This is a genomic window from Acinetobacter defluvii, from assembly GCF_001704615.3.
Taxonomy (GTDB): Bacteria; Pseudomonadota; Gammaproteobacteria; order Pseudomonadales; family Moraxellaceae; genus Acinetobacter; species Acinetobacter defluvii.
Map to the genome: position 1 here is coordinate 25,450 of NZ_CP029397.2, position 14,124 is coordinate 39,573.

A 14,124-nucleotide genomic window follows, 5' to 3' on the forward strand; every position below is an offset into this window, starting at 1 on the left:
AATTAATGAATTTGATGAAAATTGAATTGATTAATTTCTGTGATTTATCACAGTTTACTACGTGCTGACGAGGCAGTAGTTAATCATTAACAGAATATATTTGAGTTGAAATAAATTGTTCATACTCGTTTCAATTAAACATAAGAATATGACACGCAAGTGACATGTTTGAATGTTTGAAAGAAATTGAGTTACTAGCGATAAAACTGAATCAAGCGTTTTGGTATATGAATTTAGATTGAAGCTGTACAGTGCTTAAGTGCACAGACAACAAACTGTAGGTTTGATAAATATGAATATTTATTAAATTGTCTTAATCCTACTTGTAGGGATTAACGACTGTTTGGGGTTGTATAGTCAAGTAATTAAGTGCATGTGGTGGATGCCTTGGCAGTCAGAGGCGATGAAAGACGTAATAGCCTGCGATAAGCTTCGGGGAGGCGGCAAATATCCTGTGATCCGGAGATTTCTGAATGGGGAAACCCACTTACCATAAGGTAGGTATCGCATGATGAATACATAGTCATGCGAGGCGAACGAGGGGAAGTGAAACATCTCAGTACCCTTAGGAAAAGAAATCAATTGAGATTCCCTCAGTAGCGGCGAGCGAACGGGGATCAGCCCATTAAGTTATATGTGTTTTAGCGGAATGCTCTGGGAAGTGCAACCGTAGAGGGTGATAGTCCCGTACACGAAAGGGCACATATAATGATGACGAGTAGGGCGAGGCACGTGAAACCTTGTCTGAATATGGGGGGACCATCCTCCAAGGCTAAATACTCCTGACTGACCGATAGTGAACCAGTACCGTGAGGGAAAGGCGAAAAGAACCCCTGTGAGGGGAGTGAAATAGATCCTGAAACCGCATGCATACAAGCAGTGGGAGCCGACTTGTTCGGTGACTGCGTACCTTTTGTATAATGGGTCAGCGACTTATATTCAGTAGCAAGGTTAACCGAATAGGGGAGCCGTAGAGAAATCGAGTCTTAATAGGGCGCATAGTTGCTGGGTATAGACCCGAAACCGGGTGATCTATCCATGAGCAGGTTGAAGGTTGGGTAACACTAACTGGAGGACCGAACCCACTGTCGTTGAAAAGCCAGGGGATGACTTGTGGATAGGGGTGAAAGGCTAATCAAACTCGGTGATAGCTGGTTCTCCCCGAAAGCTATTTAGGTAGCGCCTCGGACGAATACCATTGGGGGTAGAGCACTGTTTCGGCTAGGGGGTCATCCCGACTTACCAAACCGATGCAAACTCCGAATACCAATGAGTACTATCCGGGAGACAGACTGCGGGTGCTAACGTCCGTAGTCAAGAGGAAAACAATCCAGACCGCCAGCTAAGGTCCCAAAATCTATATTAAGTGGGAAACGATGTGGGAAGGCATAGACAGCTAGGAGGTTGGCTTAGAAGCAGCCACCCTTTAAAGAAAGCGTAATAGCTCACTAGTCGAGTCGGCCTGCGCGGAAGATGTAACGGGGCTAAAATATAGTACCGAAGCTGCGGATGTATACTATGTATACGTGGTAGGGGAGCGTTCTGTAAGCCGATGAAGGTGGATTGAGAAGTCTGCTGGAGGTATCAGAAGTGCGAATGCTGACGTGAGTAACGACAAAACGGGTGAAAAACCCGTTCGCTGAAAGACCAAGGGTTCCAGTCCAACGTTAATCGGGGCTGGGTGAGTCGACCCCTAAGGCGAGGCCGAGAGGCGTAGTCGATGGGAAATTGGTTAATATTCCAATACTTCTGTGTAATGCGATGAGAGGACGGAGAAGGTTAAGTCAGCCTGGCGTTGGTTGTCCAGGTGAAAGGTTGTAGGCATGTATCTTAGGCAAATCCGGGGTACTCTATGCTGAGAACTGATAGCAAGCTGTACTTGTACAGTAAAGTGGCTGATACCATACTTCCAAGAAAAGTCTCTAAGCTTCAGTTACACAGGAATCGTACCCGAAACCGACACAGGTGGTCAGGTCGAGTAGACCAAAGCGCTTGAGAGAACTCTGCTGAAGGAACTAGGCAAAATGGTACCGTAACTTCGGGAGAAGGTACGCTGCCGGTGGTGATAGAACTTGCTTCTTGAGCTGCTGGCAGCCACAGAAACTAGGCCCCTGCAACTGTTTATTAAAAACATAGCACTCTGCAAACACGAAAGTGGACGTATAGGGTGTGATGCCTGCCCGGTGCTGGAAGGTTAATTGATGGGGTTAGCGTAAGCGAAGCTCTTGATCGAAGCCCCAGTAAACGGCGGCCGTAACTATAACGGTCCTAAGGTAGCGAAATTCCTTGTCGGGTAAGTTCCGACCTGCACGAATGGCATAATGATGGGGGCGCTGTCTCCAGCAGAGACTCAGTGAAATCGAATTCGCCGTGAAGATGCGGTGTACCCGCGGCTAGACGGAAAGACCCCGTGAACCTTTACTGCAGCTTGACATTGAACTTTGATCTTACTTGTGTAGGATAGGTGGGAGGCTTTGAAACCGAGACGCTAGTTTCGGTGGAGCCAATCTTGAAATACCACCCTGGTAATATTGAGGTTCTAACTCTGTCCCGTTATCCGGGACGAGGACCATGTCTGGTGGGTAGTTTGACTGGGGCGGTCTCCTCCTAAAGAGTAACGGAGGAGTACGAAGGTGCGCTCAGCGTGGTCGGAAATCACGCGTAGAGTATAAAGGCAAAAGCGCGCTTAACTGCGAGACCCACAAGTCGAGCAGGTACGAAAGTAGGTCTTAGTGATCCGGTGGTTCTGTATGGAAGGGCCATCGCTCAACGGATAAAAGGTACTCTGGGGATAACAGGCTGATACCGCCCAAGAGTTCATATCGACGGCGGTGTTTGGCACCTCGATGTCGGCTCATCTCATCCTGGGGCTGAAGCAGGTCCCAAGGGTATGGCTGTTCGCCATTTAAAGAGGTACGCGAGCTGGGTTTAGAACGTCGTGAGACAGTTCGGTCCCTATCTACCGTGGGCGCTGGAAATTTGAGAGGATCTGCTCCTAGTACGAGAGGACCAGAGTGGACGAACCTCTGGTGTACCGGTTGTGACGCCAGTCGCATCGCCGGGTAGCTATGTTCGGAAGGGATAACCGCTGAAAGCATCTAAGCGGGAAGCCTACCTCAAGATAAGATTTCCCCGAGGCTTTATGCCTCCTAAAGAGCCGTTCAAGACTAGGACGTTGATAGGTTGGATGTGGAAGTACGGCGACGTATGAAGCTGACCAATACTAATTGCTCGTGAGGCTTGACTATACAACACCCAAACAGTTGTATATGAACTTCGAAAGAAGTGAGCATCAATCGATTCATAAAAGATCAAAGATACTTGATTTAGTTAAAAAGCTAGTTACAATACCAACTCAAATAAATTTCTGTTAATAACTCATTTGACCAAAGCTAGGCACATCGAAGCACAAAGCATCGTAATTAAGACCAAGTGATTAATCATAAGCAGTTTGCTGGCGACAATAGCAAGAGTGAACCACCTGATCCCTTCCCGAACTCAGAAGTGAAACCTCTTTGCGCTGATGGTAGTGTGGGGTTACCCATGTGAGAGTAAGTCATCGCCAGCTTTTAAATCTAAAACACCCTCTGTCAAAAGACAGAGGGTGTTTTTTTATAGGGATAAAATAAGTTGGAATATAATCAATTAGAATAGCCATTAATAAGACAAACAGGTTATAGAATGATTCATAAAAGATTATATATTGTACTTATATTTAATTTATTCCTTGGAATTCAACACGTATGTACTGATGTTGATGAGGGCTTACAAGCCTATGCTAAAAAAATATTCTAATATTCTAATATTCTAATATTCTAATATTCTAATATTCTAATATTCTAATATTCTAATATTCTAAAGCCTTTAGTGAGTTTAATGAGTCAGCAAAGCAAGGAAATACTCAAGCTATACATTATTTCGCAATATGCAAAAAGTACAAAAAAGAGAGTTAAGATTTAATGTATTGAGCATCTGAATTTATTTTAAGTGAATAGATCTTCTTAACACTCGAATGATTTATTGATATTCATGAAATCAATTCAGAAAAATATAAAATTTTTTAGAAAATATCAAGATATTTATAATTTAAAATGTGCCTAAAATCGTAAAAATGAAGTATTTAAAATCGTATTGTGAGAAAGTTAAAAGAATACTAACTGTTTGTAAATTAAATATTTATGTAATTTATATGTCTATAAATTTTTATTATCCCTATGTCTAATTGTTCATAAAAAGAGGCTTATGTATATTTCGCCAACTTTGAATTTTACTAAAAAATTCATGTGAAATTTTGGACAAGTACTCATGGGAGATGAGAACGATGACAATGGAAAACATCGATATTAATTCTGTAGTCGATAAGGCGAAATTCACTCCGTTTCACTTCAATGTAGTGGCTTGGTGTTTATTGATTATTTTATTTGATGGTTATGATCTAGCAATTAATGGGGTGGTTTTGCCTCTTTTAATGCAAGATTGGGGATTATCTGCGGTACAAGCAGGTATGTTGGCAAGTACAGCACTCGCAGGGATGATGTTTGGTGCAATGTTTTTTGGCTCTTTGGCTGATAAAATTGGTCGTAAAAAAGTCATTATGATCTGCATTGTGTTATTTAGTGGTCTTACTTTTGCAGGTGGTTTTGCTTCTAATCCAACTGAGTTTGCAATTTTACGCTTTTTAGCAGGTTTAGGAATTGGTGGGGTAATGCCGAACCTCGTTGCGCTAACTTCTGAATATGCCCCGATGAAAATGCGTAGCACATTAGTTACTACTATGTTTAGTGGCTATGCTGTGGGTGGCGTCATGGCTGCATTATTGGGTGCATGGTTTACTCCAAATTTTGGTTGGCAAATTATGTTTTTTATCGCAGGTATTCCTTTGTTTTTATTGCCTGTGATTTGGAAGTTTTTACCTGAATCTTTGGCATTTATAGTGAAAGAAAATAAACAGGAAAAAGCCAGAACTATTGTACGTCGTTTGGCTCCAAACTTAACCCTAACAGAAAATACAACCTTTACTTTACCTAAAGTTGAAGTTCCTGAAGCGGCAAACGTAGTAAGTTTGTTCCGTCGTGGGCGGGCAACCAATACGCTTTTATTTTGGTTGGCATTTTTCACATGCCTATTAACCATGTATGCATTGAGCAGTTGGTTGCCGAAGTTAATGATGGCAGCTGGTTATTCAATGGATAACAGTCTCATGTTTATGATGGTGATGAATGTTGGTGCTGTTGTAGGCATTGTGGGTGGTGGCGTTTTAGCAGACCGTTTTCATTTAAAACCTGTTTTAATGTGCCTCGGTATTGTAGGCGCAATTGTGATGAGTTTAATGGGCTTCCAATCAAATCAATTCCTATTATACATTTTAGTATTCTTGGCTGGTGCAGCATCAATTGGTTCACAAATGCTGTTATATAGCTATGTTGCGCAATATTATCCGCTTGCGATTCGCTCAACAGGGATTGGCTGGTCTTCAGCGATTGGGCGTATGGGTGCAATTGTAGGACCAATTTTAATTGGTGGTTTATTAGGTATGAATTTGCCTGCACATTTTAATTTTATTGCAGTCGGATTACCTGTGTTAATCACAGCAATTGCTGTAGCTTTAATTGTGAATGATGATGAAGTTGAAAAAGTAAGTGTAAGTTCAAGTGTTGCTGCAAAAGCTTAATTGAACTGACCTTTAGAGCCTCCATATATTGGAGGCTTTTTAATTTTTAGATTTGGTTTTAGAGAATTTTAAAAATAGTTTGTTATTTATAAAACGTTTTATAGATTGAAGGTTTACAGAATCTTAGAATTGCAACAACATTTCAATGTTGCTCTGAGCTTAACAAATACATAATATAAATATTCTTATCATTGAGTTGTCATAATGAAATTAAATTCATTTTCTCCTCTCCCTGAGGATGATGCTGAGCTGCATTTACCTGAACTTGTTTATTGGTCATCTTTAGGTGATTTGCAGCAAGTAGAAAAGTGTCTTGCTGCTGGTGCAGATGCAAATACTACAGATGAAGAAGGTTATAGCGCATTGCAAGCTGCTGCTGAAAATGATCATTTAAATGTTGTAAAACTTTTAATTGAGCAAGGTGCAGATCTGCACTATAAATCACAATATACTGCTTTAGCACTTGCAGAAATGGCTGAAAATAAAGAGATCGTTGGGTATTTAAAAAGTCTATTAGGATAATAAAACATAAAAAGAAACCCCATCATCCTGACGGGGTTTCTTTGTATTGGTTAGTTAGATTTGACTCCTGTCTAATCTCACGTTCCTGATGCTCAGACCGATTATTGTTGTTTTGTGTCTGGGAAACTTCCTGTTCCCTATGTCTATAGAATAGGCAGTTTTTAAAAACGTCGCTAGACGATATTTCCTGTAATTTATGTAGGTTATTTCCTACAAAGTGCCATAAAAAAGCAGACCATCAGATCTGCTTTTATTTTTGCTTTGGTATATAACACACTTAGAAATGTGCATCTAAACCGATATATGGACCTTTGAACTCAAACTTCATATCTCGTTTATCTATGTCATCTAGTTCAATATTCATAACACGATAACCGACTTTTGCACCCAAATCTAATAACATGCTTTGTACAAAGTTATATTGTACTTCTGCTTGAGCATCTGTGATTTTGACATCATTGACATTGGTATAAGTCGCTTCAGCTTTTGCGCTTAAGCCTGTAAATGGTAGCTTTCCACCCACTTCTGCATAAATAATAGGTGAATATTCATCTACATCCACAGATGTGCCAAATTGTTTTACATCCCCATTTAAACGGGTCGCACCCACACCAATATCTGCTTTGATGATATTGTCCAAAATTTCATAATATAAAATGAGATCTGTATGATCTAAATTAATTTCAGTTTTTTCTAATTTTTCTGGCGCAGTATTTGTTTCAGTATCAATATCTAATTTTGTATATTTTACTTTTACATTTGGAATAATTGGAACAGGATGTTCAAAAGCGGCAGAAATTTGTACAGCTCCTTTGGTATCTAAATCATTTTTTAAATTTAATCCTGCATAAGGATCAAGTAATAAGTCATTTCCTGAATTACTCATTGAGCTGGTTGGATATTTAATTTGAGAAGTTCCATCCACATTCCAATAGCTAATATCCCCTTTTAAGCCAATAAAGTCGGCTTGAGCAAATGAGCTTAATCCTAAAATAGCAACAAAAATAGATAATTGTTTTAACTTCATACGTTCCTCTGGCTGAAAATATGTATTTTGGGCAGATTGTTACTTAAATACATTTCATAGTTGTGCAAACTGAGCGCATGATATAGGGGTTTAAATGATTTTGCATTATCAGAATAAATGAAAGAGGATAAATGATGGCAGTGTTAGAGTTTCCATTATATGTAGCCGGTAAAGCCACAAAAACACAGCAGTGGCTTGAAGTTGAAAATAAGTTTACAGGCGAAGTTTATGCCAAAGTTGCCTTGGCAGATGCAAAAACCTTAGAGAAAGCAATCAGTTCAGCAGTTAAGGCTGAACAGGAAATGGCAGCATTAAAACCATTTCAAAAGCAAAAAATACTCTTGCATTGTGTGAAGCGTTTTAATGAACTTCGAGAGGAATTAACCACACTTTTGATTATTGAAGGTGGAAAACCGAAAAATGCCGCTGCAGCAGAAGTTGAACGGTTGATTAATACTTTTCAAATTGCAGCAGATGCAGTGACACAGTTGGATGATGGACGTTTAATGCCCTTAGCTGTGACACCTGCAGCGGCAGCGTATCGAAGTATGATTCAGCATGTCCCCATTGGTGCAGTTTCATTGATTAGTCCTTTTAATTTTCCATTAAATTTAACCGCACATAAAATTGCGCCTGCGATTGCGGCAGGTTGTCCATTTGTATTAAAGCCTGCGAGCTTAACGCCTATTTCTGCTTTAAAGATTGCTGAAGTTTTAGCAGAAACGGACTTACCTAAAGCTGCTTTTTCAGTCTTGCCATGTCCACGTGAACATGCTGATGTATTAGTGACAGATGATCGTTTTAAATTATTAAGTTTCACGGGCTCAGATGTGGTCGGTTGGGACATGAAAGCGCGCGCAGGACGTAAAAAAGTCACTTTAGAGTTGGGTGGCAATGCTGCGGTGCTCATCGAGCCCGATACCGAAATTACAGATGCATTGGTGGATCGTTTAATCGGCGGGGCTTATGGGCATGCAGGGCAAGTGTGTATCAGTGTGCAACGTATTTTGGCACATGCCGATATTTATACCGAATTGAAGAAAAAGTTGCTTGCGAAATTGAAAAAAATTCAAGCAGCCGATCCAACCTTAGATACAACTTTGGTTGGACCGATGATCAAAGAATCTGAAGCAGTGCGTCTGAAAAAATGGGTCGATAAAGCTGAGAAAAAAGGTGCGAAGATTCTCTGTGGTGGTAGTTTAAATGGTGTGCTATTTGAACCCACTTTACTAGAAAATGTCGATGAATCTTTAGATATTTATCAAAATGAAGCCTTTGGTCCTGTGGCGATTTTAGAAAAATATAAAGATTTTGAGAAAGGCATTTCCATTATTAATAAGAGTCGTTTTGGCTTACAGGCAGGTGTCTATACGCAAAATCTAAATAAAATGTTATATGCGTGGGATCATCTACATGTGGGTGGTGTGATTATCAACGATATTCCAACTTTCCGTGTCGATAATATGCCTTATGGGGGAGTAAAAGATTCTGGCTTAGGACGAGAAGGGATTCAGTCTGCGATTCGGGATATGCAAGAAGAACGCTTACTTGCCATCAAGCAATAAAATTCATTTGAGATAAAGAGGTAATAACCTCTTTATCTCTTTAGGGGTAGAAAATAATGAAAAAATTAATTTTCCAAACTTTCACATTACTTTGTTTGTTGAGTCTTTCCACATGGCTGTGGGCATTTCAGCCACAAAAACTGGTACAAGATGCACGTTCTCAGATTTGGAAAACGCTGTATTACGATCCTGCCTATACTCAATTGAAGTATCCAATGGGAGATGTCCCTATAATTAAAGGTGTTTGCACTGATGTGGTGATTCGAGCTTTGCGTCATCAAAGCATTGATTTACAAAAGCGTATTCATGAAGACATGCAAGCTAATTTTAAAAAATATCCACAAAAATGGGGCTTAAAAGGCACAGATAAAAATATTGATCATCGCCGAGTGCCCAATATCATGACATATTTTCAACGCCAAGGTTATGCAGTCAAAGACCAAAACTATCGGGCAGGGGATATTGTCACTTGGGATCTTGGCAAAGGTTTGGTACATATTGGGATTGTGTCTGATAAGACCACCATGTTGTCAAAAACACCGTTGATTATTCACAATATTGGTCAAGGCACACGAGAAAATGATATTTTGTATGAATATAAAATTACGGGGCATTATCGGATTCCCAACTCTGTAAAGTGAAACCAAGACGTTATCGTGCACGAGTCTGAAAAAGGAGGAAAAGGGATAAAAAAATAATCAATTAATAAAAAAACTTCATCATCAAGTCAAATTTTGTGTAGAAATTACAGTAAAAGGCAAGGAAAACAGGTATTGTTGCGCCATTAAACAACATTTTTTAAGATTTACTTTAAGCAAGGAATCACAACAAAATGTTGGTTTGAGATAACAACAAAGTGCTCACAAGGTGCTGTTTTATTCAAACAACAAAGAATTTAGGAATTGGACTCTTTTTTGCAAGCACACGATAAAGACAATATGCGGCAATGGAGAGCCCACGAATTTTAGGTATTTTTCTATGTCAGATCATCGTGAAAGCTGGTCAGCACGATCAGGCTTTATCTTAGCGGCAATTGGTTCAGCCGTAGGTTTGGGGAACATTTGGCGTTTCCCTTATGTTGCTTATGAAAATGGTGGTGGTGCATTTTTAGTGCCTTACTTGATTGCAATTTTTGCAGCAGGTTTACCACTGTTATTCTTAGACTATGCCGTGGGGCATAAATATCGTAAAGCACCCCCGATTGCCTATAAAAAATTAATGAATAGTGAAGCATTGGGGTGGTGGCAAGTGATGGTGACGTTGGTCATCGGGATTTACTATGCCAGTGTTTTATCATGGGCAGGCAGTTATATGTTCTACTCCGTTGGTCAACGATGGGGCAGTAATACAGAAGATTTTTTCTTTAAAACGTATTTAGCAAACGGTGAAGGTCTTGCATTTGGTTTTGTGCCGACTTTGTTCTTTGGTTTGGTGATTGTTTGGGCAGTGGTAATGTTTATTCTCTATGGCGGTGTGCGTCGTGGGGTTGAACTTGCCAATAAAATCTTTATGCCTTTGTTGGTCATTTTATTCTCGATTTTGGTGATTCAAGCATTACGTTTACCAGGTGCAACAGAAGGCTTAAATGCATTCTTTACGCCAAACTGGGAAGCGATGGCAAACTATAAAGTATGGTTGGCTGCCTTTGGTCATATCTTCTTCTCACTCTCTGTAGGCTTCGGGATCATGCTTACGTATGCCTCTTACCTCAACAAAAAAGCCAATATGACAGGTTCAGGTGTTGTGGTGGCATTAGCCAATTCATCCTTTGAAATTTTGGCAGGGATCGGGGTTTTTGCAGCACTTGGTTTCATGGCGCAAAGCTCAGGTGTTCCTGTAAAAGACGTAGTTTCAGGTGGGATTGGTTTAGCCTTTATTGCTTTCCCGAAAATCATTTCAAGTATGGGATCAGGCGGTGATTTATTTGGCTTCTTGTTCTTTGCTTCATTGGTAGTGGCTGGCATCACTTCCATGGTGAGTATTTTACAAGTGCCGATTGCTGCATTTCAGGATAAATTTGGTTGGTCTAAAAATAAAGCAGTGACCATCATTGGTGGTGTTTCTGCGGTGATTTCAACGATTTTATTCTCTACACACAGTGCCATTACTTTTGTGGACATCATTGATTACTTTGCCAATAACATTGGTATTGTGGGTGGTGGTTTATTGTCGATCATTTTAGTGTCTTGGTTCCGTCGCCCATTGATGGCTCAATTACAAGCACATGTTAACCAGTACTCTAGCATTAAGCTGGGTGTAGGTTGGAATTTTCTTCTAACTGTCATCACACCTATCTCATTACTCATTGCATTATTACTCACCATTAAAGCGATCATTACAGATGGTTATGGCGGTTATCCTGCATCAACTTTATGGTTAATTGGCGGTGGTGTCGTGGCATTTTTTGCCCTTGGTGCAATCATATTGAGTTTGATGAAAGATACGACGTCTAAGGAGAATTAAGATGAATACATCTGCGATTGTGATGATGATTTTATCAATAGTTTTACTGTGGGGTGGTTTGATTCTCGCAACGATTCATCTGGTTAAAAATCCTGATGAAGCTGAAGATTAAATTATTGATTAAATAAATATAAAAAAATGCCCGATCATGTGATTGGGCATTTTTTTATGATGTTTTCAAAATAAAATTTTAAGTTATACCATTCTTGGAAAATAACATAAGTGGTTTGTTTTTGACGGAGTTTTACATCTAAAGTTTGTATTTAGAGATAAGCCTTCGGCTCGACCTACTTTTGTTTCGACAAAATGAGAAGTGAAACTTCGCAAGAAAACCACCTTGCGGAGCGTTGCTCCTCACCGTAAAACTCGACAAATACCGCAAATTGATTAATGTATTGCAAAAACATGATCAATCATTGGTAGTCCTGCCTCAAACAATTACGGATGACGTTTTCGCGTCTCAATTTATGATTAAAAGCAGAAAAAATCATTCCAAAGATATATTATAAAACTTTTATTGATTGGTATTAGCAAATCATTAGGCAATTTTTTGGATTTTACAATAATAAAAACCATCACCAAAACCAGTTTCAGGTAATAGTTGACGACCATGAATTTGACTTAAACCCCATTTTTCTTCAATTTTAATTTCTTGAGCATCGGTATGTTCGGCAAAGAAATTCACCATTTGCTGTTCATTTTCAGCTTTTAAAATCGAGCAAGTGATATACAGCAAAGTGCCTCCAACTTTGAGTTGCTGCCACATCTGATTTAAAATTTGTTTTTGTAAATCGACAGTTTGTTGGATGTCACTTGACTGGCGGAGTAAACGGATATCAGGATTGCGGCGCATCACCCCAATCGCTGAACATGGTGCATCCAACACGATACAGTCCACCGCTTCGGGTGCAGTCCATGTGGTAGCATCCGCAGTTAAAATTTCCACTTCACTGATAGTATTAAGTTGTAAACGCTCTAAATTTTCTGACACACGCACTAAACGTTTGGCATCATGATCAAGAGCAATCAGTTTTTTGGGTTGGAATTTTTCCAAAATGTGTGCAGTTTTTCCACCGGGTGCGGCGCAAGCATCGACCACGATTTTATCATCTAAATTTGGAAGCAATGTTGCACAGAATTGCGCATGCTCATCCTGAACAGAAAAGCCACCTTCTGTAAAACCAGGTAAATGAGTGATGTTGGTATTTTGCTTAAGTACAATACCAACAGCGGATAAATCACAGGCATGTGCGTTGATCCCAGCCTCATCCAAAATATCTAGATATTCATCACGACTGACTTGACGTTCATTGATGCGTAGCGTGAGTTGTGCAGTTTGTTTTAAGTTATGACACAGCTCATCTGTATACTCAGACCAATCTTTATTTAAACGTTTAAACAACCAACTTGGCAAGCCATGTGCTTGATCCAACGCAGTTTGGAATTCTGAGGTTTCACGTGAAACACGACGTAGAATCGCATTCACCACGCCGCCCATAGCTTCATAACCTAATTGCTTCGTTGCAGTCACGGTTTCAGAAATCGCTGCATGCGCAGGAATACGTGTACAGAGCAACTGATATAAACCGAGATACAAGCACGTTTCGATCGAAGCATTATTTAATGGTTTATTCAGTAAAGGTAAAGTAATGGCTTTCAGTGCATACCATTGACGTAGAGTTCCTAATACTAACTCATGAAATAAAGCACGATCACGTTCAGCCATATTTTCCAAATTTTGGTGAAGAAAGCTATTTAAAGACTTGCCATCTTGTACAGAAAGTAAAGTACGAACCACTTGCGCACGTAAATTCACTGTTGGTTTTGCAGTGGGATGTTTTTGGCTCATGCGAAGATTTGTCCTACAGTTAATTTTTGAGTTTGGTTAATTTGCACGGCATTTAGCGCTTTACCACCTGGCCATTGTAAGTTTGTGATGCAGATGGCTTTCTGATCACCACATGCCACATGTACGCCATTTTTGTCTAATGCAATGATTTCACCAGCTTGTTTATTGCTCGCATCCAAAGGTGAAAGAACAGAATTCCATACTCGTAAGTTATGATTTTCATCGATTGGGGTAAATGCCACGGGCCAAGGATTAAAGGCACGAATATTACGATCAATCTCCACCGCTGCGAGCGACCAGTCGATATGTGCTTCAGCTTTGGACAGTTTAGTGGCATAGACAGTTAGCGCCTCATCTTGTACTTCTCTCTCTGCTAAATATTTTTGTAAACTTTGCTCAGAAGCCAGTACCGTACAAATTGCTTCCGCCCCTTGTAATGCCAATTTGTCATGCAAAGTCGCAGAAGTATCATTCGCTTCAATTGGGCAAATGGTTTTGAACATCATATCGCCCGTGTCTAAGCCCGCTGCCATTTTCATGATAGTGACACCTGTTTCATTGTCACCCGTAGCAATGGCACGTTGGATTGGTGCTGCACCTCGCCAACGTGGTAAGAGTGAGCCATGAATGTTTAAGCAACCATATCTTGGCGTATCTAAAACGGCTTGTGGGAGGATCAAGCCATAAGCTGCAACCACCATCACATCTGCATCTAAATCTGCCAAAGCGTGCTGAGCGGCTAAACCCTCTTCAGTCGATGCTTTAAAATTTAAAGGTTGATAAACAGGTAGATCGTGTTCTAAAGCCAACTGTTTAACTGCAGATGCTGTCAGTTTTTGTCCACGACCTGCTTTACGGTCTGGTTGAGTATAAACTGCCACAATTTCATGATTTGTTTTTAACAGTGCTGCAAGCGTATGTGCTGCAAATTCAGGTGTTCCTGCAAATATGATTTTCAAAGCTTAGACTCATAGACAAAATTTGCATAATTATAGCAAAGCTAGACCAAATCAGACTTTTTTCAGCG

General features: G+C 40.0%; 9 protein-coding genes and 2 rRNA genes. 8 read left to right on the forward strand and 3 right to left on the reverse strand.

Annotated features, from left to right (window positions below; all coding sequences use genetic code 11):
• Positions 1–355: 355 nt before the first annotated feature.
• From DJ533_RS02590 to DJ533_RS02605, 4 genes are all read left to right on the forward strand, one after another.
• A 23S ribosomal RNA gene (locus tag DJ533_RS02590) occupies positions 356–3,248 on the forward strand.
• 205 nt (positions 3,249–3,453) lie between these two features.
• Positions 3,454–3,568: ribosomal RNA gene (gene rrf, locus DJ533_RS02595) — 5S ribosomal RNA — on the forward strand.
• Positions 3,569–4,321: 753 nt separating this feature from the next.
• Positions 4,322–5,671: an aromatic acid/H+ symport family MFS transporter gene (locus DJ533_RS02600; RefSeq protein WP_065995532.1), complete on the forward strand. Its 1,350-nt coding sequence runs from the start codon at positions 4,322–4,324 to the stop codon at positions 5,669–5,671.
• A 204-nt stretch (positions 5,672–5,875) separates the two neighbouring features.
• Positions 5,876–6,193 (forward strand): ankyrin repeat domain-containing protein, encoded by a 318-nt coding sequence (locus DJ533_RS02605; RefSeq protein ID WP_065995531.1) that lies wholly within the window; start codon positions 5,876–5,878, stop codon positions 6,191–6,193.
• 277 nt (positions 6,194–6,470) lie between these two features.
• Here DJ533_RS02605 and DJ533_RS02610 read toward each other — a convergent pair whose 3' ends face one another.
• Complete coding sequence (locus DJ533_RS02610) at positions 6,471–7,220, reverse strand: TIGR04219 family outer membrane beta-barrel protein (protein ID WP_065995530.1); 750 nt, start codon at positions 7,218–7,220, stop codon at positions 6,471–6,473.
• A gap of 131 nt (positions 7,221–7,351) precedes the next feature.
• On the opposite strand from DJ533_RS02610, the gene DJ533_RS02615 reads away from it, so the two are divergent.
• The 4 genes from DJ533_RS02615 (at position 7,352) to DJ533_RS02630 (ending at position 11,360) form a co-directional block, all read left to right on the forward strand.
• On the forward strand, positions 7,352–8,785 hold the full coding sequence (locus tag DJ533_RS02615) for an aldehyde dehydrogenase family protein (protein ID WP_089024814.1): 1,434 nt from the start codon (positions 7,352–7,354) through the stop codon (positions 8,783–8,785).
• A gap of 56 nt (positions 8,786–8,841) precedes the next feature.
• Positions 8,842–9,426 carry a DUF1287 domain-containing protein gene (locus tag DJ533_RS02620; protein WP_065995529.1) on the forward strand — a complete coding sequence of 195 codons (585 nt, stop codon included), beginning with the start codon at positions 8,842–8,844 and terminating at the stop codon, positions 9,424–9,426.
• Between the two features lie 337 nt (positions 9,427–9,763).
• On the forward strand, positions 9,764–11,248 hold the full coding sequence (locus DJ533_RS02625; protein WP_065995528.1) for a sodium-dependent transporter: 1,485 nt from the start codon (positions 9,764–9,766) through the stop codon (positions 11,246–11,248).
• A 1-nt stretch (position 11,249) separates the two neighbouring features.
• Positions 11,250–11,360: a methionine/alanine import family NSS transporter small subunit gene (locus DJ533_RS02630; RefSeq protein ID WP_081406165.1), complete on the forward strand. Its 111-nt coding sequence runs from the start codon at positions 11,250–11,252 to the stop codon at positions 11,358–11,360.
• Positions 11,361–11,786: 426 nt separating this feature from the next.
• On the opposite strand, the gene rsmB is transcribed toward DJ533_RS02630, so the two are convergent.
• Together rsmB and fmt are read right to left on the reverse strand one after the other, a co-directional pair.
• Positions 11,787–13,097, reverse strand: a complete 1,311-nt coding sequence (rsmB, locus tag DJ533_RS02635) for a 16S rRNA (cytosine(967)-C(5))-methyltransferase RsmB (protein WP_065995527.1) — start codon at positions 13,095–13,097, stop codon at positions 11,787–11,789.
• On the reverse strand, positions 13,094–14,056 hold the full coding sequence (fmt, locus tag DJ533_RS02640; RefSeq protein ID WP_065995526.1) for a methionyl-tRNA formyltransferase: 963 nt from the start codon (positions 14,054–14,056) through the stop codon (positions 13,094–13,096). Before fmt ends, rsmB begins: the two co-directional genes overlap by 4 nt.
• Positions 14,057–14,124: the final 68 nt, after the last annotated feature.

Excerpts from the sequence above, each read along its gene's own strand:
- DJ533_RS02600 (WP_065995532.1), top strand. The coding sequence starts at position 4,322 with ATGACAATGGAAAACATCGATATTAATTCTGTAGTCGATAAGGCGAAA.
- DJ533_RS02605 (WP_065995531.1), top strand. The coding sequence starts at position 5,876 with ATGAAATTAAATTCATTTTCTCCTCTCCCTGAGGATGATGCTGAGCTG.
- DJ533_RS02610 (WP_065995530.1), bottom strand. The coding sequence starts at position 7,220 with ATGAAGTTAAAACAATTATCTATTTTTGTTGCTATTTTAGGATTAAGC.
- DJ533_RS02615 (WP_089024814.1), top strand. The coding sequence starts at position 7,352 with ATGATGGCAGTGTTAGAGTTTCCATTATATGTAGCCGGTAAAGCCACA.
- DJ533_RS02620 (WP_065995529.1), top strand. The coding sequence starts at position 8,842 with ATGAAAAAATTAATTTTCCAAACTTTCACATTACTTTGTTTGTTGAGT.
- DJ533_RS02625 (WP_065995528.1), top strand. The coding sequence starts at position 9,764 with ATGTCAGATCATCGTGAAAGCTGGTCAGCACGATCAGGCTTTATCTTA.
- DJ533_RS02630 (WP_081406165.1), top strand. The coding sequence starts at position 11,250 with ATGAATACATCTGCGATTGTGATGATGATTTTATCAATAGTTTTACTG.
- rsmB (WP_065995527.1), bottom strand. The coding sequence starts at position 13,097 with ATGAGCCAAAAACATCCCACTGCAAAACCAACAGTGAATTTACGTGCG.